Raw genomic sequence first — 20,816 nt, 5'->3', positions numbered from 1 at the left:
AAAGCCATGCTCGAAAAAGGTAAAATAAGTACTCGCCAGCTTACCATACTGGTTATGTTCCTTACGATCGGGGATTCCATTCTCGTAATCCCTCCCTCCACTTCACACTACGCCAGACAAAATGCCTGGATTTCCGCATTAATTGGTATGATCGTAGGTTTACTAGCCATCTATATGTACAGCAAGTTCGTAAAGTTGTACCCCAAACTAACGCTTATTGAGGCGATTCAAAAGGCTTTTGGAAAATGGATTGGGACTATTCTATCACTCTTGACCTTAATGTATTTTCTTATCGTCACCGTTGGAAGTATGCGAGAACTCAGTGAGTTCGTTACATCCGAAATATTACCGAGAACCCCTATTCCGGCTGTTTTAATCTTATTCATGGTGATCGTGATTATGGCTACACGACTAGGTATTGAAGTCATAGGACGAGCTGGAGAGATCTTTACACCTATGATTATTATCCTATTTCTGATTCTGACGGTCGCAATTATTCCTCAGATGGAGATTGTCAGATTACTGCCCATATTGGAGGATGGCATAAAACCAGTGTTGAGAGGGTCTATTTCCATTACGGCTTACACCTTTATAGAACCGGTTGTTTTTCTAATGTTTCTCCCTTATGTAAACCAACAACAAAAGATAACCAAAGGCTTACTACAAGGCTGTTTCTTAGGCGGTATTATTATCTTCCTGACGGTTACTATTTCCATATTAGTGCTAGGTCCAGATCTGACAACCAGGGATATCTATCCCAGTTATAACATTGCAAGGCGCATATCCGTTGGTGGTTTCTTCGAGCGGGTGGAAGCCATGATAGCACTACTTTGGATGTTAACCTTGTTTATAGAAGTTACCTTATACTTCTATGCTTTCGTTCTGGGGTTGTCTCAATTATTCAAACTAAAAGAGTACCGGGTGCTAACTCTACCCACAGGATTAATTTTGGTTACACTAGCACCTCTTATTGCGCCAAATTACACCTATTACAACAAAGTATTCGATAATTATTGGGTGTACTATGTTATAACCTTCGGGTTATTTCTACCTTTGGTGTTGTTAGGTGTGGGAATGTTTCGAAGGGCACTGAGCAAAGACTTAAAATCTCGAAGCTAAAGATGGGCTGGGAGACATGAATACCGAAAGATCTAACGGAGGATTAAACCATGAAACGAAGATCGCTTCTGATTTGTGTTCTTATTCTCATGCAAATATTTGTAACAGGTTGCTGGAGCCGCCGAGAATTAAATGATCTTGCGATTGCTGTAGGAATAGGGATCGATAAAATTGGAGATCAATATCAAGTTTCTGCACAAGTGGTCTTACCCAGTCAAATCGCTGGCTCCAAGGGAGGCTCTCCTCAAGCACCCGTCAACCTTTATAAAGCGACAGGAAATACTGTATATGAAGCCCTTAGAAAAATCACAACCGTTAGCCCACGTAAAATTTATATCTCTCATTTACGGATCCTAGTCCTTGGCGAGGATTTGGCTAAAGAGGGAATCAACGATGTTCTTGATTTCATGTCAAGAGACACTGATACGCGAAATGATTATTTTATAGTGGTGGCAAAGGATGCAAAGGCAGAAGATGCGTTGAAAATATTAACCAGTCTTGAAAAGATTCCTGCCGTGCGATTGTTTTCCAGTCTGGAAAGCTCGGAGAAAAATTGGGCACCTACATCTACTGTGACATTAGGAACCCTAATTACAGAACTTGTCAGTAAGGGTAAGAATCCAGTCTTAACAGGTGTTGTCATCGAGGGGAGTGTAGATGTAGGAGAAACTCCGAATAATGTTGAAACGGTAGACTCTCCAACAGAATTGAAATACTCCGGATTGGCCGTATTCAAGGAAGACAAATTAATTGGTTGGCTAAATCCTGAGGAATCAAAAGTGTATAACTATTTAACCAATAAAGTAGAGAGTACTGTTTTCTATATCCAATGTCCCGAAGGTAAAAAGGTTTCGCTTGATGTATTTGAAGCCCGTTCCAAAATGAAAGGCAGCATCCATAATGACAAACCAGAAATCAGTATTGAGCAACATATAGAATCAGATATAGGGGAGGTTCAGTGTAGAAATCTTGAACTGACAGACACAAAAACTATCACCGAATTAGAACAAATCGCCAATAAAAAAGTCCAGAATTTATTCAAAACTACTATTAAAAAGGTACAGAATGAATACAAAAGCGATATTTTTGGATTCGGTGAAATCATCCATCGTTCTAACCCGCAGGCGTGGAAGAAACTGCGAAACAATTGGGATGAGACCTTTGTTAACCTTCCAATAAGCGTAAAGATGGATATTAAGATTCGCCTGTTAGGGAAAGTGACTAACTCTTTCCTAGAAGAGACGAAGTGATGAATTGGAGTGAACAAAACCATGTCATCGCAAGGCGCATATCTATTGGCGGAATCTTTGAGCGGGTGGAAGCCCTGATAGCTCTGCAGTGGATGTTAACTTTCTTTATAAAAGTAACTTTGTATTTCTATGCTTTTATTCTTGATTTTGGTTGCACTAGCACCTCTTATAGCCCCAAATTACACTTATTACAGCGGAATTTTTAATAATTATTGGGTGTATTATGTTATAACCTTTGGGTTATTTCTACCCTTGGTTTTGCTAAGCGCAGTAATGTTCAGAAGAGCACTGAGCAAAGACTTAATATCTCGAAACTAGATGGTTTGGGAGGTTGTGAATATTGGGTATAGTAGTGATTCTCATAGTTGTAGCCGTTATAGCAGCCATTGAAGTTCCCCTGATGTGGAGGAAAAAATTAATCAAGGAGATGTGGGTTTTCTCATTTCTTCTGTTGCTGGGAACCTTCTTCAGTCTTATTAATGCGTTACATATTTCGGTCTCTAACCCATTGGGATGGATGATATTTATCTATAAACCCGTCTCCGATATGGTAAATGCCTGGTTATCCTAAAATGGGACTGAACCATTCCCTTGAGATGGCTTAGTCCCCATGATTAAACGACGTTGCCAAATCAGCAAGCGCCCTAAAGTTTGTTGCTAGCCGTTCACGCGCCAGCCAGTAATAGACTTCCTGGCCTCTCTTTTTATGGTCAACAATGCGGGCATCCCGTAGGATTTTGAGATGATGTGAAATCGCTGGCCTGCTTATTTCGAATTCACCTGCAATTTCCCCAACATTCAGCCGACCTTTATTCCCTAATAACGTAACAATCCGAATCCGAGTAGGATCACCAAATGCGGTGAGAAACCGTGTGATGCTGTTGATATCGTTAGGTTTAATCTCTTGCGGTTCTATCTCCCCACCCCGATTCGTAAATAAACTTAAACATACTCACTTGTTGAAACTACAATAAAGACCTTGTAGATTCTCTAACTATTAATTCTGCCGGGAAAATCTGATGCGCATGCTTAACCTTCTTATTGATGAGATCAAAAAGAATCTTAATCGTCGCTTCCGCAATCTCCACTACCGGCTGTTTGATGGTAGTAATAGAAGGATTATAATAGAAGGAAATATCCAATCCGTCATAACCAGCCACAGAGTAATCTTCCGGGACTTGCTTGCCCGCTTCAAATATTGCCTTACAGGCGCCGATAGCCATACTATCTGATAAGGTAAAAATAGCGGTGAACTCTTCACCTAACTCTAGCAATTCTTTTGTAACCGCATACCCATTTTCCATACTGTAACTGTCGATATCCTCTTTCATCCGCCGCACTAGCCGTTCATTATAAGTGATTCCATGATCGGCTAAAGCCTTTTTATAACCTTCATATCTTAACTTACCGATACTTACATCTTCTTCTGGTGCAGTAATGACCGCAATTTTCTCATGCCCCTGATTACATAAATAGTCGACAATTTTATAGCTCTCATTAAAGTCATCGACAGATACAGAAGAATAGTCGCTCAAATCAAACTCTTCCGTCATCCCAATCGTACTAAGGACAAATGGAACCGTTAATTGCTGTAATTTCTCTTGAGAGTGTGAGAATAAACCTCCTAAAAAGACAATTCCCTTCAGCCTTTTTTCTTTCTCCAGCTCAATCGCCACTTCGATCTCATCTTGATTCTCATCAACTCGTTGTAGGATGAAGGAGTATTTCTTGCGTTGAATCTCTTTTTCGAACACTTTGATCATCGGGCTAAAAAATGGATTGGATATCCCTTTAATCAATACTGCAATCGTTTTCGAATCAGAACGTTTTAAATTTCTTGCACTATTGTTCGGGACATAATGATTTTCTTTGATAACCCTCATAACCATCGCTTTTGTTTCTTCATTAATATCCGGATGATTGTTAATAGCCCTTGATACAGTAGTCACGCCAACACCGCATAATTTGGCGATGTCTATAATAGTCAGTCTCTCCATTTCTATCTATCCTTTACTTGTTAGTATCTATCAAACTCCTTAATCCTTATTCAACTTCATAGTCAAAATAAGAAAGCAGGGGATTCCTGATGGTCACCCATCAAGAAAAACACCCTACTCGCTTCTTACATGAATATTAATTTATTTAACGAGGTAGATCAAGCTTAACCCTTAACCGCACCTGCAACGACACCTTCGATGATGTACTTTTGACAAGTCAGGTAGAAAATGATGATTGGCACAATAGCTAAGACCAGCATCGCCATCATAGCTCCCATGTCAATCGATCCGTATCCACCTTTTAGGTACTGGATCGCAATAGGAATCGTTTTATATTCTGTACCAATCAGCAGGTCTGGCAATAGGAAGTCGTTCCATACCCACATTACATTAAGGATAGCTACAGTTACAGCAATAGGCTTCAGGATAGGCAATACCACTTTAAAGAAGGCCTGAGGTGGATTACAGCCATCAATCATTACCGCTTCTTCAACTTCAAGCGGGATAGACTTCACAAATCCGCTAAACATAAACACAGACAGCCCTGATCCAAACCCTAAATAGATTAAGATAATCCCTATCGGATTGTCGAGATGCAGCACGTTTGCGGTCTTAGTCATTGTGAACATAACCATTTGGAAAGGCACGATCATCGAGAATACAAACGCATAATACATCATGCCTGTGAATTTGGACTTCACCCGGGTAATGTACCATGCAGTCATGGAAGTAAATAACACGATCACAGCCACCGAGCATACCGTGATAAACAAGGACATTCCGAAGGCACTGAAGAAATCAATCTTTGCTACACCACTAGTATAGTTCTTTAAACCAACAAATGTAGTCTCATTAGGGAATAAGAACGGCGTATCACTAATGTAGAACTTACCCTTGAAGGAGTTCATCAGAACAATAAAAATAGGAGATAAGAACGCAATGGCCAAGACCAACAAAATGGTGAATATAGAGTAGTCTTTTGCTCTAGTCTTTTGCATTAGTTCTCAACCTCCTTTCTTCTAGTAATGACAAGTTGTATTAAGGCGATTAAGGCTACTAAAGCAAAGAATACGACGGCTTTCGCTTGACCGACACCTTCCCATCCTGATTTTCCGTAGAATGTATTATAGATGTCCAGTGCTAACATGGAGGTCTGCTTAGACGGAGCACCAGCGGTTAACGCTAAGTTCTGGTCAAACAATTTAAATGAATTGGATAAGGTTAAGAATAAACAAATAGTAATGGACGGCATTACGAGTGGAATAGTCACATTACGCAAAATCTTAGAACGTGAAGCTCCATCAATTCTTGCGGCTTCTACTATATCTTTAGGAACATTCTGAATACCTGCAACATAGATAATCATCATGTACCCTATCAATTGCCAATTCATAAGAACGATTAGTCCCCAAAATCCATACGTTGCATCAGAGGTCAAAGTGACACCAAATTTGTACAAAATCCCATTAAAAATCAACTGCCAGATGTATCCTAATACGATACCGCCTATCAAGTTAGGCATAAAGAAGATCGTTCTAAATACGTTGGTACCTTTTAGCTTTCTAGTTAACAACATCGCCAAGATGAAGGCGAACACATTAATAGTAAGAACAGATAAAACTGTGAATTTAACGGTGAAACCTAGTGCATTTAGAAACTCTTGATTCGAAAAAGCTTTAGCGTAATTGCCAAACCCTATCCATGTTGCATCATTGACTGTAGTAAACTCTGTAAAAGACAAATATATACCCAAAAGAAAAGGGATCACAAAGGCAATTCCAAAGGCTATTATGGTCGGTAATGCAAAAAGAGCAAAATATTTTTTTATCGATTTTTCCATGGAGTCTTCTCCTATCTCAGTATGGAAAATGATGAAACAGATGTAGCAAGATCCACTCCAATTGTTGCTTAGTGCCACTGAATCTCGAGGGAGCCCAGTGGCACTAAGCTTTTATCTGTATGACAACTGAGAGTTATTCAAGCATCTTTTCATGCATTTATTATTTTGCTTTTTCAGCCTTCCAAGTGTCCTTGAAGATGGTTACAACTTCATCCCAAGTTTTGTTTCCTTGAGCGTATTGCAAGAGCGCATCACCAAAGACGTTTTTGAATTCTTCACTTGGGAATGCTGCGAATGTCCAAGCTACAGAAGTAAGATCTTTTTCCATCCAAGCAGATACTTCTTTAGCAAGTGGATCTGCTGGTTTTTCGCTGTCTTCAAAGGTGTTGAATGGAGCGATGAAACCTAGATCGTTAGTCACATAAGCTTTACCTTTTTCACTGGAGAACAACCATTCCAAGAAAGCGATAGAAGCTTGTTGGTTCTCAGCAGATACTTTGCTGTTGATTGCGAAATAGTTTTCTGTACCTACAGCCAGACCTTGTTTTTCTTCGCCTTCCATACCTGTGTAAATAGGCAAGAATTTAATTTCTTCAGCTTTAACTACGTTACCGTCAACATCGTTGATTTGTGACCAAGCCCAGTTACCATTTTGAACCATAGCTGCGTTACCAAGTGCAAATTCAGCCATGGAGTCAGCTACGGATTTACTACCCAGCAAGGATTCTTTAGTTACAGAGTTCTTGATGTACAGATCGAAGATGTTTTTAAATTTATCGTTGTATTTGAATTCAACTTCTTTAGAAGCTAGACCCGCAAGAACGGTGTTGTCAAACTCAGTATTGTCTTTGAATTCATAATACAGCGGCAAGTTTGCAAGGTGAGTCTGCCATCTCCATTGCTCACCAGCAGCGAGGGAAGTGGAGGCGAATACACCTTTAATGCCCAGTTGGTCTTTTTTAGCCGTCATATCTTCTACTACTGCTTTCAAAGTGTCGAAGTTATTGATCTCAGTTGTGGAGGAGATCGATACCGCTTTATCAGCCAAAGCGAAGTATTTTTTCATAATTGCGTCGTTGTAGATGATGCCGTATCCTTCAACTACGTAAGGGATACCATACACGCCTTCACCTTCAGTTACAGCCAAGCTTTTGTCAGACAGATAGCTGTAAAGCTTAGTATCTTTCAAATCCAAGGTGTAATCTTTCCAGGATTGAAAACCAACAGGTCCGTTAATTTGGAAAATAGTTGGCGCTTCAGACTTGGAGATTTCGGATTTCAATTTAGTTTCGTAAGTACCCGCAGCAGCCGTTACGACTTTTACCTTAACTCCTGTTTCTGCTTCGTAATCCTTAGCGATCTTTTCATATATTTCTGCAATCTCAGGTTTGAAGTTCAAGAAATAAACTGACCCTTTTTTACCAGATGTAGCGTTTCCATCATTGGTTGCAGAATTATTTTCTTTATTCCCACATCCTGCCGCTAAGACAACAACCATAGACATTACTAACATGAGCCCTAAATATTTTTTGATATTCTTCATTCTTCTTCCCCCTCGTACTTTTTATTAGATTACTTCGCATGAAGACGTTCCGATGCTGTTAGCGAAAATTATGTCAGCGTTTTCATTTGCTTAAGTAATCCCCAGCTTCTTTTTTGGTATCCTTCTCGGTATCCTTATCGGTAACGTTTTCAATTGAAATATTAGCACACCATTTTGAACTTTTCAATAGCCAATCTTTTAGAATTATTTTATGGAAAAACTGCCCACGCCAAACCTTGCAAGCGTTATAATAGATTCATCCTTATTCATGAATGGTGAATGCTTAGGACATACTAATGGTTAAAGACCCATTAAATAACTATGAATAGGTGATTGCATATTTTATCTCTGATCGAACAGTATGAGCTACAATTCTCCAATAATAATTATTTTGGCGATATCGGGGTAGATCCCCCCTACTCGATTGTAGAAGGCTCCCTTCCTGTACTTGTCTCAGCTCCACATGCCATTAACCATTTTCGAGAACATGCTGTAAAACCAGCTGACATGTATACAGGCTCCCTTGCCCTCTTGTTACAAAAGCTCACTAATTGCTACTGTATTTATTCAAATAGCTTCTCCAAAGAAGACCCAAATTACATCTTAGGTGGAGAATATAAGGCTGCGCTACGAGCGCTTGTCAAAGAACATCGCATTCAGTTTGTGATCGATCTGCACGGAGCTTCCAAACTTCGAGAGTTTGATATTGACCTAGGGACACTGTACGGAACCTCTATACGAGAGAATAATTTAAATGACGTCATAGGCATCTTTAACAATAATGGTATTACCAATGTTCGACAAAATCATACATTTTCTGCATCCCATCCTGGAACGATTACTTCATATTGCGCTAAGGAATTGTTAGTTCAAAGTATTCAAATTGAAATTAATCGAAATTATCGTAACCCGAATGCGTTTGATTTATTCCAAAAAACCATTCATTCCCTTGAACAAATCATTAAACTATTGGGCGGTGTCTGACATTATTATCGAGCAAACCTTTACTATTCTAGACAAACAAAGCCTTCAACCTCGTGAAGAAATCACAATGAACTCCGAAGAGTTAAAGGAATTAGGTTTAGTCCAGCATATCTTCGTTGATCTTACAGCAGAGAATGGTGTCAAAGCCAGCTGTTTAATTTTATCGGCAGATGAGGTGCCAAGAGGTACAATCCAATTATCCAAGCGGGCAAAGGACAAGCTCGGGGACTGCCTGACTACAGGATTAACAATAACGAAGCCAGAATACGACACAGTTCTTCGGGGAATTCCTAAAGTGGACGAGATTGCCAAACCCTATGTAAAAGCCTGTCCAGCACTCGTCCGTAAATATACGAATCAAGTAGAACTTATCAATCCCAAAAATGGCTTCCGGGTAAACCTAACTTTACGAGAAGATAGCACAGCCAAACCGAATACCCTTTACTTCAACAGATACATTATGTTATTGCTTGAAACCCATTCCGAGGGGCATGACCCATTAATCATTACTCGCGCTAGGACGCGTTCTCAACCCAAGCCAGGCATACATAAACTTATAAATCAACTGATCCAACGACCCTTAAGTGCATTAGGGAACTTTTTTATTGGCAAAAGAGAGCTCACCCTCAGAGTGGGTCATCCTTACCCTTTTGATGAGCACCAGAATTTATGCAGAATTCATCCGAATGTTAGAAAACTGCTAGGCATGGAAGAAACAGATCAGATCGTGATCTCCTATAATTCCAAACAAATCACCATCCCCATCTTAGACATCGATACGGAGCATATTGCCCAGTCAGTCAAGCTTCATGCGGATAATGAGCAGCTTAAATTTATCGACAGCCACTTATTTATCGGGATCACCGCCTTATCGCGTAACGAGTTAGAAATCCCAAGCATCGGCACATCAGTTACCGTAAAAAGAAGTATGTACTCCTTATTCCTAAAGCACTTAAACAAACTGGTCTTACCTGTTATCGCTTTGTTGTTCACCATAGTACAGCTATATAAAGATTTGAACTGGAGCATCGCTCTGACCGTCATCATTTCTCTTGTGTTACTTCCGATTATCATCTACACAACACTATCTGAGGAACGCGCCAAAATTAATTAAATGGAGGGATTTCCGTGGAATTCACTTCACAATCCCAAGTAGAAGATATGATCTACAGCTCTTACCTAAGGGCCATTAACAACATTACAGAAACTTTGGATGAAGAAGTTAGAAAACCGGAGTTAACCAGAGCATTACTGGATGCAGTTGGAAGTCCCGATCGCAATCAAAAATACATACTGGTCACAGGCAGTAAAGGTAAGGGCTCCACCTCTAGATTTATTTCCTCTCTGTTAAGTCACTTGGGATATAAAGTGGGGTTATTCACCTCCCCTCACCTGGTAGATTTCAACGAAAGAATCCGGATCAATGGGCAGGCAATAGCCACAGAAGATTTTGTACGATTAGGTAATGTAATTCGCGGGGGCTTCCACCAGATCGAAGAGCAGCTTGCTGCTGATGAATATCAAGGTCCGGTTGGGGTTGCTTTGGCTATTGCGGCTTTGTACTTTAAGGAGAAGGGTACAGATATCAATGTGATTGAATGCGGTAGAGGAGGAAGGTTTGATGACACCAATGTCCTGAGCAATGACTGGGCTGTCATTACCCCGATTATGGAAGAGCATGTAGCCCATTTGGGACCTGATCTGAACAGCATTACACTGCACAAGCTGGGGATTGTCAAAAACAACACAACAAACGTCTATGTTAGCAAACAGAAATCCGACGTTCTTGCGATCATGAAGGACAACCTCTCCTCCAACCCTGTGCAATATTATGAAGAACAGTTTTTAGCTGAATCTATCACAACCACTTCTGTCGGAACTACTTTTGATGTCCGGACGAAGCCAGCCGTTTATCTAGCCTTGACCCTTCCGCTATTGGGACAGTTTCAAGCGGTCAATGCTGCCAGCGCAGTCGCACTTTGTGAAGAGATTACAGGGGGACCCCTTGATCAGGAGATCGTACATCACTGTTTTGAACAATTACAATGGCCGGGACGTTGTGAAGTTATCTGTCATGACCCACTGACGATTATTGACGGAGCTATTCATAGAGATTCTGCAAGCTATCTGGCTGAACTTATTCAATTAGTGAATCCTGAGCGCAGCCGTACCGTCACATCCATCATCGGTGTCCCTAAGGATAAAGATTACACAGGGGTCATCGAAGTCATGAGTACAGTCTCGGATCAACTAATCGTAACCAAACCCGATATAAGCCATCTAATTTTCCCTACGGATGCTCCGCTTATCGCTAAAAGTTTTCTCGAAAAAAGTTCCGAATTCCCTTATTTAGAGGACGCTCTCACGTATGTTAAAGAACAATCACCTTCCGAGATTATTGTAATCGTGGGTACGCAAACTCTAATCGGAAATGCCAAAAGATTATTCGGGCAATCGCTGCTGAATATCGGCTTATAACTGATTCATACGCTGAAGAATAACTTCCTTGTAAAGGTCTGAGAGGCCAGGTACTTCACTTGGATTTTGCTTGCAATATTCATCTAACATTACCTTATGATTGACTTCGATCACCAACAAGCCTTGATTTGTCTCTAAGATATCTACTGAGCAGAAATCAAGGCCCAGCGCTTTAGAGGTCCGGGAGGCAAGCTCCGCCAGCGCCTCTTGTTTGACCTGATCTTTCACCTCAATCGTAACAGCTCCGTTAATCAAATTGTGCTTCCACGAACGAACTCTTTTTTTGCCAAGGAATACACGCGCCTGATGATTAAAAGTTACAATTCTATACTCAATCTCCGCTTCATAATAAGGACCTATTGCCCCATTAAGCTGTAAAGAAAATAATAAATCCAGCTTTTCATGCAGATCGGCTATCTCATTGATTTTGTACACATGATTGCCCTGCGCCCCGTTATCCTGCTTCATAACTACCTCCCCATTGCACGCTTGGAAATAACGCTCAGCCAATGGATAAGGATTCAAATTGCTAAATTTGGAGTCTGGATGCGGCAAATAAATATGTTCTACGGCTGGGATATTCGCCTTATGCAAAACATCATAAGTTAGAGATTTACTCATGGCAATGATCGTAGAAGCACTGTTGTTTAGTCCGATCTCAGCGTCTACCATCACAAATGATTTCACTCCATCTGTCGCTCTATATACGAAATTCGGTGTAATTTCCTCAAAGCTAATCCCTGAGGCTGTAACAGAATGCTGGATCATTTTTAAGTAAGGTCTAGTCGTCATTCAGTTTCCTCATTTCTAACAAAATATGACCAAACCTAATCATAGCATGAGGAATATTAATAAAAAATAATAAAATTACGTTATAATAGTTAACACAATAATCTCCCGAATCTTATTTCAGGTCCCTTTTTCACAAAAATGACAGACTGTATGTTACGTTTAATGACTGACAGCGCTTTTATAGTTAAAATAAGTGTTGATTATTTAGTGATCATCCTCTATGATAAGCTTATTAAAGCGAATCAAAAAGTTAAAGCGGTTAAACTTTAATCTCTAGGTACCTAGTATTATTGCTAATTAATAGTGTTAGTATGATTAAAAGTTAAAGCGCTTATACTTTAAAACGAGAGGTTGGTGTGTCATGATCAATCGCGAGAACAGGCGGCAGACGTTCTACATGTATCTGTTCATTTCTCCTTGGATTATCGGCTTCCTAGTATTCGCCCTTTATCCTATCTTATCATCGCTTTACTTCAGCTTTACTGATTATGACATCATACACCCACCTAAATTTATCGGGCTCGCTAACTACACAGAGATGTTTCACAATGACCTGTTCTGGAAATCGGTGGTTGTCACGCTGAGATATACCTTCATCGGTGTACCTATCCAGCTTGCGCTCGGTCTTGGCTTTGCACTATTGCTTCACCAGACCATTCCTCTGCGCGGCTTTTTCAGAACAGCAATGTATTTTCCAAGCATGGTATCCGGCGTGGCCATGTCCCTGCTGTGGTACTGGATCTTCAACCCGCAGATCGGGCTCTTCAATTACATCCTTTCCTGGTTCGGCATTCATGGACCGGCTTGGCTGATGAACCCAGACACTGCACTATATGCCTTGATCATCATGACTTTCTGGACAGCAGGCTCAGGAATGATTTTATTCCTCGCAGGTCTGCAAGGCGTACCGGCTAGCTTGATCGAAGCCGCTAACCTTGACGGTGCCGGGCGCTTCAGAATCTTCCTGAACATTACCTTACCGATGATCTCTCCCGTGCTGCTCTTCCAACTGATTATGGGACTGATTGATTCCTTCCAAGTCTTTACCCAAGCTTTTGTCATGACTCAAGGGGGGCCGAATTACTCTACCTGGTTCTATGTCTATAATCTCTACACCAGCGCTTTCAAAGAATATCGTGCCGGTTATTCCTCAGCCTTGGCATGGGTGCTCCTTATCGTAGTTATGCTCTGCACCGCACTAATTATGAAATTGTCTAACCGTTATGTTCACTATGAAGGAGGCGGACGCAAATGAGTACAGTCAGAGCGCTAAGCCCCCGGACTAAAGGAACCAAACGCCGCCGGAAAGCGGAGCCTGTTAAGATTTTCAGCTTTATTACTCTAGTAGTTACAACATTTCTGATGCTGCTTCCTTTGTTCTTCATGGTCTCCACTTCACTTAAGTCCAAACGCGAGATGCTGAAGTTCCCACCCACCTTTCTTCCGGAGAGCTGGCAGTGGAGCAATTACACAGAAATATTTGATACCCTGCAGTTCGGTACTCTTTATAAAAACAGTCTGATTATCGCCGGCTTTAGTGTTGTGGGAACCTTGATTTCTTCGGCGCTGGTTGCCTATGGATTCGCCAGATTCAGAGGTACAGGTAATCAGGTGTGGTTCATCCTGCTGCTGAGCACCATGATGTTACCCTATCCGGCCATTATGATTCCGCAATTTGTACTCTTTTCGCAAATGAACTGGATAGATACCTTTTTACCCCTGATCGTGCCTGCTTTCTTCGGCTCAGCCTATAATATTTTTCTGCTGCGCCAATTCTTCTCCACATTGCCTGAAGAGCTGTTTGATGCCGGACGCATTGATGGCTGTGGTGAAATACGGATGTGGGCTACCATAGCAATCCCACTCTCCAAACCTGCACTTGCAACCGTAGCTATCTTTGCTTTTATCTACAACTGGAATGATCTGCTTACGCCAGTGCTTTACTTAAGCTCATCAGATAAGTTCACGCTACCCGTCGGGATGGCTTCTCTTACCTCATCGAGGTTCCGCATTCCACCTTGGCATCTGCTAATGGTTGCTTCAGTTCTAGCTATGGTCCCAATCGTTACGCTGTTTGCTGTAGCCCAGAAACAGTTCGTCGAAGGGATTGTACTTACAGGGATTAAGTAATAATCCGCCATAAGGCGGCCAAATATACTTGAAATCATGGAGGGTTTAGCTAATGAACAAGAACAGGAAAAGTATTGCGCTTTTACTTGCAGCAACCATGCTCGTTGTTCTAGCCTTATCAGGCTGTAGCGGCGGCAAATCGGCGGGTAACGCCCTATCTGGAGGAAACGGTGACTCTACTAATTCTGGAGGCAAAGCAGAAACGGTAACGATTACCCATTACACAATAGATTCAGAAGACCGCACATTTGTCGAAAAATTAATCCCTGATTTCGAGAAGCAGCATCCGAATATTAAAGTGAAAGTGGAAAAAGCGCCCTATGAGCAGTTCGACAGCAAGCTGCAAACGCTAATTGCCGGCGGCAAATCGCCCGACGTGACAAGTCACTGGGGGTATGGAGGTTTCGCAGAATACTACAATAAGGGTATGTTGTTCGATATGACCGACCTTATGAAAGAGGATGGTTTCAAGGCAGAGGATTATAGTATCCCAGAGAATCTAATGGGTATCTACAAGGTTAAAGATCACACTTACGGCATCCCGGTCAATATGTATGTCACCTTAATGCTCTATAACAAAGACATGTTTGATGCTGCCAAACTGACTTATCCAACAAGCGATTATGAAGATAAGAGCTGGACGTTTGAAAAAATGGTCGACGAAGCTAAACAAATGACGCTTGTATCCGATGATATCGCCAAAACTCAATATGGCGTAGACTTCACTTGGTCCGAACGCGATATGCGGCCGTTATATTTTGGAGCGGAGCCTTACTCAGAAGATACATGGACTAATGGCGGCGTGCCTTCCGAGACTTATTTTGACTCCCCTGAAGTGATCGCTGCCTACAACAAGCTATTTGATCTTGTCTTTAAGGATAAAGTCTCTCCTTCTTCCGAATGGAGCAAAAGTGTAGCTGGACAGAACGGCGACCCCTTTGTTGCTGGTAAAATCGGCATGTCTATCGGAGGCTCATGGAACCTTGCAGGTGCAAATGACTTCCCCTTCAAAATTGGCGTAGCCGCTGTACCATGGGGAGGAAACGAAAAGGTACGCAGCACCCTTTATGTCGATCCGCTGCTGATCTTGAAGGACTCCAAACATCCGAAGGAAGCTTTTGAATGGATCAAATACCTGATCACAAGCGAAGTGCAAGAGAAATCCATTGAGCTTAGTGGCGGTAACCCACCAGTCAACACCGAAGCTGCAGAAGCTTACTATAAACATTTTGAAGGTATCGATCCACAGGATATCAAAAATGTCTACGAGGGTGCTGTTAACTACGGCTTCGAATCCTATAACCACTTAATCACCAACTACTCGCAAATTAATGACATGTTCATTAATGAATTGCAGCCAGTAGAAACTGGACATAAGACGGTTGAAGAGGTGATGGCGACGATTCAGAAGAAGGTTACAGAGATCATTCAGCGATAACTGTTTGGCAGGTATACCGCCCCCTTTAGGGACGGTATACCTGCGTGAAATCATACGTTTAGCGGACAGTCTGCCAACCCTGTATACTGAAAGTAGAAAACAGGATCGGAAAATCTGCCGTGAGGAGAATTAAAGATGAAAGTTAGTATTTTTGATGTAGCCAAAAAATCCGGATTATCCGTTGTAACCGTATCCCGGGTGTTAAATGGGGCCGAATCGGTACGCGAGAATAATCGCCAAAAGGTGCTGGAGGCAATTAAAGAGCTGGATTACCGCCCTAATGCTGCGGCACGCAGTCTGGCAAGCGGTAAGACGGGAATTATCGGCATTATTGTCACTACCCTGCAAGATTCCTTTTTTGACGCAGTGGTCAAAGAGCTGAATGAAATATTAGCGATGCATGGTTATTTTTTAGCCATATCCATCTCAACAGGCATCGAATCGGATGATAGCCATTATTTAATTCAGGAGGATCGTGTAGACGGTTTAATTCTGCTCTCTCCGATGGAAGAGGACAATTATATTGTGGAGTTAAAACGGCGGGGTATTCCTTATGTGCTGATAGATAATCAGAAGCCCGAAAATGATACCTACTCCATCACGATCGACAACTTCAAGGGGGGATACGCAGCTACGCGTCATCTGCTGGAGCTGGGACACACTTCAATCGCTCATCTCTGCGGTCAGGAAATGTTCCGGAGTACGCGGGAGCGGCGCAGTGGATTTCTACAGGCGCTTCAGGAACAAGGACTGGCCCCCTTTGAGATCGTGCCTGGTGATTTCGATATTGGGATGGGATACGATACCTGCAAACGTTGGCTGAAGGAAGGAAAGCTGCCCACCGCCGTATTTGCCGGGGATGACAATATCGCGCTTGGAGTCATCAATGCCCTGATGGAAGCGGGCATTCAGGTACCCGAAGAGGTGGCAGTGGTCGGCTATGACGATCATTATATTGCTTCACAGCTTCATCCACATCTGACAACAATACGTCAGCCTGCAGACAAAATCGGGCTGGCAGCCGCGGATATGCTGCTCAAACGCATCTCCGGAAAGATGAAACGTGGAGCCGGGATGCGGATTGATCCTGAACTTATCGTACGTGAATCTACCGGAGCTGAGTAGATTAAATTTATACACTAGGAGTGACGACCATTGACTTACTACTTGGGGATCGATGGGGGAGGCACGAAAACCTATGCTCTGCTAAGCGATGAACATGGCAATGTTCTTGGCAAAGGCAAGAGTGGTAACGGCAACCACCAGACAGGCGCCCTTGAGGCCGCCAACAGTATTCAAGAGGCCACATTCGGGGCGCTGGCTGAAGCCGGACTCCGGTTGGAAGACATCCAGCATACCTATCTCGGACTTGCCGGTGCTGATCGCGAGGCCGACTATGCTATTCTCCATCCGATGATACGCCAGATAGGATTCACCAAATACACCATTAACTGTGACACTATGATCGGTCTACGCGCCGGAACGAATCGCCCATATGGTGTCGCGCTCATCTGCGGCACCGGCACCAATTCAGCAGGCAGAAACCTGCAGGGAGAGCATTATCAATGCGGCGGCTTTGACTATATGTATGGTGATTTTGGCGGGGGTGGCGCACTCAATATTGAGGTGTTTCGTTCCGTTATCCGAGCTTGGGACGGCCGGGAACAGCCCACCTTATTAACAGGCTTACTGCTAAAAATGCTAGGTTATGAGGAAGTTGGGCATATGTTTCACGATTTCCTTGATCATTGGAAAAAAGTCCCCGTAAATGTTGCCCGCCTGCTCTTTGAAGCAGCAGCTGAAGGAGATGCCGTAGCGCTGGAGATTTTACATCGGCAAGGGGTTGAACTGGGTAAGTCTGCGGCAGCTATCATTCACAAGCTAGGCATGGAGCAGGAGGCCTTCGATGTGGTGCTGGCAGGAAGTCTGCTAACCCGAGGGGATCGCGGTTGGATTCGCCAGCCTATCGAGAAAGCTGTACACGCTGCAGCCCCTCAGGCAACCGTGGTTACCCTTGCCACAGAGCCTGTAGTCGGTGCAGTATGGTCAGCTATGGATCAAGATGGGTTGACCATTAGTAGTGAAGTATATGAGAAAATGCGGAAATTTCAGGATTATGAATCGATCAAACAAACTACAAGACAGGAGTGATTAATCTTGGCAGCTAACCAAGGATTAAAGATTGCAGTTATCGGTGGAGGTTCTTCGTATACCCCAGAATTAGTAGAGGGATTCATTCTTCACTATAAAGAACTTCCCGTGCGCGAATTATGGCTTGTAGATATTGAGCCTGGTCTTCGCAAGCTGAATATTGTAGGTAATTTGGCAAAACGTATGGTGGAGAAATCAGGCCTTCCGATTGAGGTTCATCTGACAACAGACCGCCGTAAAGCGATCGAAGGCGCCGATTTCGTCAGCACCCAGATGCGTGTCGGCATGCTTGATGCCCGTGCTCGTGATGAGTCGATTCCGCTCAAATATGGCGTTATTGGCCAAGAAACAACAGGTCCTGGGGGAATGATGAAAGCACTGCGCACCATCCCTGTTATTCTGGATGTATGCCGTGATATCGAGGAACTGGCTCCCAACGCATGGCTGCTCAATTTCACTAACCCTGCTGGGATGGTCACCGAAGCCGTTCTGAAATATTCTAAGGTAAAAAGTATTGGCCTGTGCAACGCACCTATCGGCCTGATCAAGCAAGTCTCTGCCAAATATAATGTAGCAGCAGACCGTGTATATGCCGAATTTGTGGGCCTCAACCACTTGCACTGGATTACTCGTATCGATGTTGAAGGTGAAGACAAGCTGGACGATATGCTTGCAGATACAACCAGCTACAGCGCTAAGAACGTACCAGCAAGAGAATGGAACCCGGAATTCCTGCAATCCCTTCATGCACTGCCCTCATACTATTTAAAATATTTCTATATGACCGATGCCATGCTCGAAGAGCAGATAGAATCCCATAAACAAGGCATTAACCGTGCTGAAGTCGTTAAACGTGTAGAAGAAGAGCTCTTCGAGCTTTATGGCAATCTAGAGCTAAGCGAGAAGCCGAAGCAGCTGGAACAGCGCGGCGGTGCTTTTTACTCAGAAGCAGCTGTTAATCTCATGAGATCGCTCCATAACGGATCAAACGACATTCAGACCCTAAATGTCGCAAACCATGGCATATTGGACTTCCTGCCAGATGACGCCAGCATTGAAGTGAACTGCGTGGTCACTAAAAACGGCCCGCTACCACTGCCACTGACCAAAATTCCAACCATGGCTAAAGGACTCATTCATGCTGTCAAAACCTATGAACAGCTGGCGATTGACGCCGCTGTAACCGGAGACCGCGCCCTTGCCCTTCAGGCGCTCGCACATCACCCGCTTGTTCCGTCCGTGGACGTAGCGATTCGGATGCTGGACGAAATGCTGGAAGCTAATAAAGAATTCCTGCCGAACTTTTTTGCGAATTAATTCATACCTCCTATCGAGAAATAACTAAAAGAGACCGAACCCGGTCTCTTTTTTTGCGCTTGTTGCTGATACTCGCTACCGAAGCAAAAATGAATAAAGCATCTTGGTAATTTGCACTTAGCGAATTCGCTATCGGACACAGCTGACCTTAAAAGCGGCTTTTTCACATTTTTAGAGTGCTAGCGGACCCCATAGCCGTTATTAGCATGAAAACCACCCAATATAACCCCTTTCTAATTGAATAGCGCCTCTGGTGAAGCTAGAATAAAAAGTGGACAGTAGTTAACAGACTGGCGATAATGAGTCCACGGAGGTGTGTTCACATGGGAGAACATCGACAACGGTATAACGAAGAATTTAAAAAACAGACAGTGCAGTTCATTCAAGAGCAAACAAAGACAGTGGGCGACTTGGCGGAAGAGCTCAACATCCCAAAAAGTACCCTGCATCAATGGATGAGCCAGTATCGAGAACTAAAGAATGAACCGGCAGCTAGCGTGGATCGAGTACGGGAACTCGAGGCACAGTTGAAAGAAATGAGCCGTCAACTTCAAGAAAAAGATAACAAGATTGCCGATGTGGAAGAGGAATTAGCGATCGTAAAAAAAGCAGTGCACATCTTCAGCAAACCAAGGAACTGAGATTCCAGTTTATTGAAAAACATCGCTCCGAGTTTCTCTTGGAGAAGATGTGCATGACCCTACATGTGTCACGGAGCGGGTACTACAAGTGGCGGACAGAAAAAACCAGTACGCATATGCTTCGTAAGGCTGCGATAATGAAGCGAATTCAGTATCATTTTGCAGACCATCAAAAGCGGTATGGGAGTCCGAAGATCACCCGCCTGTTACATCAAGAAGGTTATACCGTTACCGAACGCACGGTGAGTGTGTACATGCGACATATGAAGCTTCGCTCCATTGTCTCCAAAACGTATCGCGTACAGACCACCGACTCCAATCATGACCATCCGATTGCCCCGAATACGCTGAACCAGCAATTTAAAATACTCAAACCCAATTCAGTATGGGTTACCGACATTACTTACATTCCTTGCCGGGGAGGGCGCTTGTACCTGGCAAGTGTGATGGACCTTTGCACGCGCGAAATCGTGGGGTGGCGCTTGGAGAACCATATGGAAACTAGCTTGATTTCGGGCGCTTTACAAGATGCTTACGAAGCTAAACAACCGGAAAAGGGTCTATTACATCACTCCGATAGAGGTTCTCAATATACTTCTCATGAATACACGAAGCAGTTGAAAGCGTATGGCATGGAGTCCAGCATGAGCCGCAGAGGTAACTGTTATGATAACGCCTGTATCGAGTCGTGGCACAGCATTTTGAAAAAGGAGCTCATTTATTGTAATCCGCGATTCAAAACTAAGGAGCAAGCCTACCAGACACTTTTTCAATATATTGAGTTTTACTATAACCGCAAGCGAATGCATGGCGCGCTGGGGTATCTTTCTCCAGTTCGTTTTGCTGAGCAATTGACTAGAATGTCTGTTGCGTGACTGTCCACTTTCTTGACAGAGGTCCATGGTGTCCGAAAACCTGCTTCAAAGGCTAAAAACTAGCAAATAACGTTATCTGGGTCCGCATGACTCGGCCGAAGATTGCACAGAAAATGTGTTCGGATATTTATAGAAGAACCAGAGATTACTGCGAGTTGTACCGATAATGAGATCTGCTGTCCATCAGTTCACTGCTGCCAGATTTGCCAACGACCCACAACGCAAAAAAACGATCCCTGTTACTGGAGGAACGCTTTTTTG

Annotated in this window: 19 protein-coding genes; 14 read left to right on the top strand and 5 right to left on the bottom strand. The window is 43.0% G+C overall.

Annotated features, from left to right (window positions below):
- Nucleotides 1–6: 6 nt before the first annotated feature.
- The 3 genes from NSQ55_RS01315 (at nt 7) to NSQ55_RS01305 (ending at nt 2,940) form a co-directional block, all read left to right on the top strand.
- A complete protein-coding gene (locus NSQ55_RS01315) occupies nt 7–1,119 on the top strand; it encodes an endospore germination permease (RefSeq protein ID WP_339170795.1) in 1,113 nt (370 codons plus the stop codon).
- A 50-nt stretch (nt 1,120–1,169) separates the two neighbouring features.
- Nucleotides 1,170–2,369: a Ger(x)C family spore germination protein gene (locus tag NSQ55_RS01310; protein ID WP_076282650.1), complete on the top strand. Its 1,200-nt coding sequence runs from the start codon at nt 1,170–1,172 to the stop codon at nt 2,367–2,369.
- A 340-nt stretch (nt 2,370–2,709) separates the two neighbouring features.
- Entirely contained in the window at nt 2,710–2,940 is a 231-nt protein-coding gene (locus NSQ55_RS01305) for a hypothetical protein (RefSeq protein ID WP_254847760.1), read from the top strand.
- Nucleotides 2,941–3,334: 394 nt separating this feature from the next.
- Here NSQ55_RS01305 and NSQ55_RS01300 read toward each other — a convergent pair whose 3' ends face one another.
- The 4 genes from NSQ55_RS01300 to NSQ55_RS01285 all read right to left on the bottom strand — a co-directional run bounded on the left by NSQ55_RS01300 (nt 3,335) and on the right by NSQ55_RS01285 (nt 7,749).
- Entirely contained in the window at nt 3,335–4,366 is a 1,032-nt protein-coding gene (locus tag NSQ55_RS01300; RefSeq protein WP_248549181.1) for a LacI family DNA-binding transcriptional regulator, read from the bottom strand.
- A gap of 164 nt (nt 4,367–4,530) precedes the next feature.
- Nucleotides 4,531–5,364, bottom strand: coding sequence for a carbohydrate ABC transporter permease (locus tag NSQ55_RS01295; protein ID WP_036687243.1), 834 nt, complete (start codon nt 5,362–5,364; stop codon nt 4,531–4,533).
- The gene (locus tag NSQ55_RS01290) at nt 5,364–6,206 is read right to left on the bottom strand and encodes a sugar ABC transporter permease (protein WP_036687240.1); all 843 of its coding nucleotides are present in this window, start codon (nt 6,204–6,206) and stop codon (nt 5,364–5,366) included. Before NSQ55_RS01290 ends, NSQ55_RS01295 begins: the two co-directional genes overlap by 1 nt.
- 160 nt (nt 6,207–6,366) lie before the next feature.
- Nucleotides 6,367–7,749 carry an ABC transporter substrate-binding protein gene (locus NSQ55_RS01285; RefSeq protein WP_076186229.1) on the bottom strand — a complete coding sequence of 461 codons (1,383 nt, stop codon included), beginning with the start codon at nt 7,747–7,749 and terminating at the stop codon, nt 6,367–6,369.
- A 333-nt stretch (nt 7,750–8,082) separates the two neighbouring features.
- Between NSQ55_RS01285 and NSQ55_RS01280 the strand changes: the two genes are divergently transcribed.
- Genes NSQ55_RS01280 through NSQ55_RS01270 form a run of 3 tightly spaced genes read left to right on the top strand, consistent with a single transcriptional unit; the run spans nt 8,083 to nt 11,211 of the window.
- Nucleotides 8,083–8,733 carry an N-formylglutamate amidohydrolase gene (locus tag NSQ55_RS01280; protein ID WP_339170788.1) on the top strand — a complete coding sequence of 217 codons (651 nt, stop codon included), beginning with the start codon at nt 8,083–8,085 and terminating at the stop codon, nt 8,731–8,733.
- Nucleotides 8,699–9,847: a hypothetical protein gene (locus NSQ55_RS01275; protein WP_339170786.1), complete on the top strand. Its 1,149-nt coding sequence runs from the start codon at nt 8,699–8,701 to the stop codon at nt 9,845–9,847. Before NSQ55_RS01280 ends, NSQ55_RS01275 begins: the two co-directional genes overlap by 35 nt.
- Before the next feature lie 14 nt (nt 9,848–9,861).
- Entirely contained in the window at nt 9,862–11,211 is a 1,350-nt protein-coding gene (locus tag NSQ55_RS01270) for a Mur ligase family protein (RefSeq protein WP_339170784.1), read from the top strand.
- Here NSQ55_RS01270 and NSQ55_RS01265 read toward each other — a convergent pair.
- Nucleotides 11,206–12,003: a hypothetical protein gene (locus NSQ55_RS01265; protein WP_339170782.1), complete on the bottom strand. Its 798-nt coding sequence runs from the start codon at nt 12,001–12,003 to the stop codon at nt 11,206–11,208. The genes NSQ55_RS01270 and NSQ55_RS01265 overlap by 6 nt on opposite strands.
- Before the next feature lie 361 nt (nt 12,004–12,364).
- Here NSQ55_RS01265 and NSQ55_RS01260 point away from each other — a divergent pair, with 361 nt between their 5' ends.
- From NSQ55_RS01260 to NSQ55_RS01225, 8 genes are all read left to right on the top strand, one after another.
- Nucleotides 12,365–13,258, top strand: coding sequence for a sugar ABC transporter permease (locus tag NSQ55_RS01260; RefSeq protein WP_036687229.1), 894 nt, complete (start codon nt 12,365–12,367; stop codon nt 13,256–13,258).
- On the top strand, nt 13,255–14,133 hold the full coding sequence (locus tag NSQ55_RS01255; RefSeq protein ID WP_038568194.1) for a carbohydrate ABC transporter permease: 879 nt from the start codon (nt 13,255–13,257) through the stop codon (nt 14,131–14,133). Before NSQ55_RS01260 ends, NSQ55_RS01255 begins: the two co-directional genes overlap by 4 nt.
- Before the next feature lie 52 nt (nt 14,134–14,185).
- The gene (locus NSQ55_RS01250; RefSeq protein ID WP_076186240.1) at nt 14,186–15,571 is read left to right on the top strand and encodes a sugar ABC transporter substrate-binding protein; all 1,386 of its coding nucleotides are present in this window, start codon (nt 14,186–14,188) and stop codon (nt 15,569–15,571) included.
- Nucleotides 15,572–15,706: 135 nt separating this feature from the next.
- A complete protein-coding gene (locus NSQ55_RS01245) occupies nt 15,707–16,696 on the top strand; it encodes a LacI family DNA-binding transcriptional regulator (protein WP_036687224.1) in 990 nt (329 codons plus the stop codon).
- A gap of 30 nt (nt 16,697–16,726) precedes the next feature.
- On the top strand, nt 16,727–17,722 hold the full coding sequence (locus NSQ55_RS01240) for a BadF/BadG/BcrA/BcrD ATPase family protein (protein ID WP_076303198.1): 996 nt from the start codon (nt 16,727–16,729) through the stop codon (nt 17,720–17,722).
- Between the two features lie 6 nt (nt 17,723–17,728).
- Nucleotides 17,729–19,039 carry a 6-phospho-beta-glucosidase gene (locus NSQ55_RS01235; protein WP_076303199.1) on the top strand — a complete coding sequence of 437 codons (1,311 nt, stop codon included), beginning with the start codon at nt 17,729–17,731 and terminating at the stop codon, nt 19,037–19,039.
- Nucleotides 19,040–19,362: 323 nt separating this feature from the next.
- A complete protein-coding gene (locus NSQ55_RS01230; RefSeq protein WP_036683594.1) occupies nt 19,363–19,680 on the top strand; it encodes a transposase in 318 nt (105 codons plus the stop codon).
- The gene (locus NSQ55_RS01225) at nt 19,629–20,555 is read left to right on the top strand and encodes an IS3 family transposase (protein ID WP_143766647.1); all 927 of its coding nucleotides are present in this window, start codon (nt 19,629–19,631) and stop codon (nt 20,553–20,555) included. Before NSQ55_RS01230 ends, NSQ55_RS01225 begins: the two co-directional genes overlap by 52 nt.
- Nucleotides 20,556–20,816 lie beyond the last annotated feature (261 nt).

Source organism: Paenibacillus sp. FSL H7-0943 (assembly GCF_037963265.1).
GTDB lineage: Bacteria > Bacillota > Bacilli > Paenibacillales > Paenibacillaceae > Paenibacillus_AQ > Paenibacillus_AQ odorifer.
This window is presented reverse-complemented; position numbering and strand designations above follow the sequence as displayed.

What these genes read in the sequence shown, in the direction of transcription:
- NSQ55_RS01310 (WP_076282650.1), top strand. Translation starts at nt 1,170, where the DNA reads ATGAAACGAAGATCGCTTCTGATTTGTGTTCTTATTCTCATGCAAATA.
- NSQ55_RS01265 (WP_339170782.1), bottom strand. Translation starts at nt 12,003, where the DNA reads ATGACGACTAGACCTTACTTAAAAATGATCCAGCATTCTGTTACAGCC.
- NSQ55_RS01230 (WP_036683594.1), top strand. Translation starts at nt 19,363, where the DNA reads ATGGGAGAACATCGACAACGGTATAACGAAGAATTTAAAAAACAGACA.
- NSQ55_RS01315 (WP_339170795.1), top strand. Translation starts at nt 7, where the DNA reads ATGCTCGAAAAAGGTAAAATAAGTACTCGCCAGCTTACCATACTGGTT.
- NSQ55_RS01255 (WP_038568194.1), top strand. Translation starts at nt 13,255, where the DNA reads ATGAGTACAGTCAGAGCGCTAAGCCCCCGGACTAAAGGAACCAAACGC.
- NSQ55_RS01260 (WP_036687229.1), top strand. Translation starts at nt 12,365, where the DNA reads ATGATCAATCGCGAGAACAGGCGGCAGACGTTCTACATGTATCTGTTC.
- NSQ55_RS01285 (WP_076186229.1), bottom strand. Translation starts at nt 7,749, where the DNA reads ATGAAGAATATCAAAAAATATTTAGGGCTCATGTTAGTAATGTCTATG.
- NSQ55_RS01245 (WP_036687224.1), top strand. Translation starts at nt 15,707, where the DNA reads ATGAAAGTTAGTATTTTTGATGTAGCCAAAAAATCCGGATTATCCGTT.
- NSQ55_RS01295 (WP_036687243.1), bottom strand. Translation starts at nt 5,364, where the DNA reads ATGCAAAAGACTAGAGCAAAAGACTACTCTATATTCACCATTTTGTTG.
- NSQ55_RS01250 (WP_076186240.1), top strand. Translation starts at nt 14,186, where the DNA reads ATGAACAAGAACAGGAAAAGTATTGCGCTTTTACTTGCAGCAACCATG.
- NSQ55_RS01300 (WP_248549181.1), bottom strand. Translation starts at nt 4,366, where the DNA reads ATGGAGAGACTGACTATTATAGACATCGCCAAATTATGCGGTGTTGGC.
- NSQ55_RS01290 (WP_036687240.1), bottom strand. Translation starts at nt 6,206, where the DNA reads ATGGAAAAATCGATAAAAAAATATTTTGCTCTTTTTGCATTACCGACC.